4 protein-coding genes are annotated in these 2,805 nt (G+C 70.9%); 3 read left to right on the plus strand and 1 reads right to left on the minus strand.

Features of this window, described 5'->3' with window-relative positions; genetic code table 11:
• The coding region (locus tag Dsi01nite_RS56710) for an AAA family ATPase (RefSeq protein WP_308442160.1) at positions 1-980 on the minus strand (980 nt) is incomplete at its 3' end.
• Here Dsi01nite_RS56710 and Dsi01nite_RS56715 point away from each other — a divergent pair.
• The 3 genes from Dsi01nite_RS56715 to Dsi01nite_RS56725 all read left to right on the plus strand — a co-directional run.
• On the plus strand, positions 924-1,232 hold the full coding sequence (locus Dsi01nite_RS56715; RefSeq protein ID WP_203854854.1) for a hypothetical protein: 309 nt from the start codon (positions 924-926) through the stop codon (positions 1,230-1,232). The genes Dsi01nite_RS56710 and Dsi01nite_RS56715 overlap by 57 nt on opposite strands.
• A gap of 35 nt (positions 1,233-1,267) precedes the next feature.
• Positions 1,268-1,669 carry a hypothetical protein gene (locus Dsi01nite_RS56720; RefSeq protein WP_203854855.1) on the plus strand — a complete coding sequence of 134 codons (402 nt, stop codon included), beginning with the start codon at positions 1,268-1,270 and terminating at the stop codon, positions 1,667-1,669.
• 18 nt (positions 1,670-1,687) lie between these two features.
• Positions 1,688-2,805 (plus strand): AAA family ATPase (locus Dsi01nite_RS56725; RefSeq protein WP_203854856.1); only part of this gene is annotated, 1,118 nt, incomplete at its 3' end.

A 2,805-nucleotide genomic window follows, 5' to 3' on the forward strand; every position in this document is an offset into this window, starting at 1 on the left:
CCGTGGATGGCTTCGGCGAGCTGTTGCTGGTCGCAGCCGCAGAACAGCGCCGAGGTGCTCAGGATGGCGGGGTCGAGGAGGGCGAAGTAGGGCAGGGGCGCGTCGGCGTAGCAGGCGAGCAGCCGCAGGATCGGCCGGGCCAGCGGCATGCCCTGCCCGGTCAGGAGGTTGAGGGAGATCTCCCAGGTAGCGGTCATGACCTGGCGGGGCTCGCGGGCGGCGGGGAGGCTGCCGAGGGGTTTGCGATCCAGCGCCGCGACGGGATGGGTGTCGAGAGCAGTCCGGTAGTCGTTGTACCGGCGGATGATGCCCGGCCACGGGGCGGCACCGGCGGTGCTGCGCAGATAGGTGCCGGCCAGGTGAAGAGCGAGCGGGAGGCCGCCCAGCCGGTGCGCCAGGCGCCGGGCGTCTGCCTCGGTGCCGGCGGCCGACGGGGCCAGGTCCGTGAGAATGCGGGCGCCGTGGTCGTCGGGCAACGGTCTGAGCGTGTGGACGATCCAGGCGCCCCAGGTGCTCTGCCGGATGTCGCGGGTGGTGACCAGGACGGTCCCACGGCTACCGGAGCGTAGCCATCCGGTGCCGGTGCCGGGCGGGCTGCCGTGGCGGCCGAGCATGGCCGGGTCGTCGGCGTTGTCGACGATGAGCAGGAACGGCCCGGCCGTGGCGAGCAGGGCGGTGGCGAACAGGTCGACCGCCGTGTCGGCCGACTCCCACGCGACGGACACACGTGTGGTGGCGGCGCCCAGCGTCAGCGCGACCTGGCGTAGGCCGTTGCTGAGCGTGTCGGGGGTGGCGGCGGAGACCCACCACACCGGCATACGCGTCCCGGCCCGGCGCGCGATCTCCAGTGCGACAGTGGTCTTGCCGCATCCACCCATGCCCGCGACGATGTGCACTTGCCCGTTTCCGGCCATCACCGCCTCGTGGAGATGATCAATGCTTTCGTCGCGACCGTGGACGGCGTGGTCGATCAGGTCCATCGGGGGCGTGATGTCGTATGCCGGACTATCACCCCCGGATTCACCGGAAAGAATGAATTGCTTGTCGATGTAGTCGCGGCCTGCCTGCCAGACCTGGCCGCCGCGATCGGCGGTGCCGGCCTGCCGTTGCTGGATAGCGCCGCCGTGCGGGGTGGACATGGCGGTCATTGTGCCGCAGGAGTACAACTGGTGGCGTCAATAATCCAGCCTGGAGTGGCGCGACTTTTCGAATCCCGGAATGCCCTCGCCTGACGCTGGAAATGCCCACCGATTCGGAGGATATCCCGATGCCATTCGATCTTGTTGCGCTGGCGCAGAACGGCGCCGCGACCATCGTGGCGGCAATGGCCGCCGATGTGTGGCCCGCGGTCCGGGGCCGGCTGGGGCGGCTGTTCGGCAACGGCGACGCCACGCTCGAGGAACAGGCCCTGGCCGAGCTCGACGAGGCCCGCGCCGCGATCGACCACGCCGACGGCGACCACGCGGCCGGCGAAGCCCTCGGCGAACTGCGCGGTGCCCTGAAGGCCCGGCTGCGCACCGACCCGGACCTGGCCGCCGCGTTCCAAGCCCTCGTGGACGAGGTCGCAGCCCAACTCCCCACGCCCGTTGCCGGCACGACGATCACGCAACACGCCCGCGCCGACCGCGGCAGCACCGTCATCCAGGCCGGCCGCGACGTGAACCGTTGACAGCGCTAGCCAGACACGATGAGTAAACCCGTCCCCGAGCCGGCTCGGATCACGCAGGACGTCCACGCCGACCGCGGGTCGCTGGCAATCGCAGCCAGCGGCAACGTCACGATCACCACGGAGGCGGCTCGACGGGCGCTGTTAGCACCGCTGAGCCCGCCGACCGGCCGCGGTCCGGCCGAGCCGACCGTCCGGGGCCGCGACGACCTGCTCCGCGAACTGCGCGATGTGTACGACGACCCGGCCCGTCTGCCTCGTGTGCGGGTACTGGTCGGCATGGGCGGGTGCGGGAAGACGACCGTGGCCCGGGAACTGGTCCGCCACGCCGTACGCACCGGCGGGCCAGCGTGGTGGATCAGCGCCGCTACCGCAGACCTCCTCACCGACGGCATGCGCGCCCTGGCCGTCTACCTCGGCGCCGATCCCGGTGTGCTCGCTCATTCCAGCCTGCCCGACCTGCTCTGGCGGCACCTGACCATGCAGACGACGCCGTGGCTGCTCGTCCTGGACAATGCCGACGACCCGGACCATGTTCTCGGACCGCCCGGCGGCGCCATCACCGACGCCAACGGCTGGCTTCGCCCGACTCCGGCATCCGGCATGCTCGTCGTCACCAGTCGGGACCGTACCGCGGTCACCTGGGCTACTGACTGGATCATCTCGCACCACATCACTAACCTGCTGGCCGCGGACGGCGCCCAGATCCTCACCGAACTTGCCGGCTCCGCCGCCGGAACCCCGGCCGATGCGGCCCACCTGACCGCCCGGCTCGGCGGGCTCCCGCTGGCCCTGCGTACCGCAGGCGCGTACCTCCGCAACGCCGCCATGATCCCGCCCTGGTCCACTGGACCGGACACCATCCACACCTTCACCGAATACACCACCACGCTCGACACGGCACCCGCCGCGCCGGGCAGCGAGGCGACGCTGCTCGCCCTGGTCAACGACACCTGGGAACGCTCGCTCGACCTGCTCAAAAGCCGGGACATGCCGCAAGCCAGACCGCTGCTGCGCCTCCTCGCTTGCTTCGCCGACGCCCCCGTCCCCGGCCGGCTCATCGCCGAACCCGGCATCCTGGCTGATGCGCCCGGCCTCGCCGGTCTGACGAACACCCAAATCTGGCAGCTCCTTCAACA

The organism is Dactylosporangium siamense (assembly GCF_016862795.1).
GTDB lineage: Bacteria > Actinomycetota > Actinomycetes > Mycobacteriales > Micromonosporaceae > Dactylosporangium > Dactylosporangium siamense.